The 487-nt window shown below is 63.7% G+C and carries 1 protein-coding gene; it reads left to right on the forward strand.

What is annotated here, in order from left to right; translation table 11 throughout:
* Window positions 1–487 (forward strand): hypothetical protein (locus tag PZA18_RS24190; RefSeq protein ID WP_284103449.1); only part of this gene is annotated, 487 nt, incomplete at both ends.

Below are 487 nucleotides of genomic sequence, written 5' to 3' on the forward strand. Positions count from 1 at the left end.
ATGACGCGGCCGGCAACCAGATCAGCCAGCAGGACGATCTGGGCAACCGCATTGAGCGAACCTACGGCAGCGCCAACCAGCTGCTGACCGAAACCACCTTCGTCACCCCCGACCCCGATGGCGCAGGTGCCGCCACGGCCAGCCAGCCGCTGACCAGCCGCTACGCTTACGACAGCCGGCTCAACCTGCGCTACACCCTCTCAGCCGAAGGCCGCGTCACCGAATATCGCTATAACAGCCTGGGTCAGCGCATCAGCCAGATCAGCTATCTGGGCAACCGCTATCCGGTATCGGCGCTGGCCAAAGAAGCCAGCCTGAGCGAAGCCCAGCTGGATGCTTGGGTTGCCGGGCAGAACAAGTCCCAGACCACCCGCGAAGATTTCGTTTACAACCTGCAGGGGCTGCTCGACACCCGCACCCGCTACAGTCAGGTCGATGCCAATGGCAGCGGCATTCCCACCGGTGCCAGCCAGACCCGTCAGGTCTA

Origin of the sequence: Parachitinimonas caeni (assembly GCF_030129945.1) — a bacterium.
Taxonomy (GTDB): Bacteria; Pseudomonadota; Gammaproteobacteria; order Burkholderiales; family Chitinimonadaceae; genus Parachitinimonas; species Parachitinimonas caeni.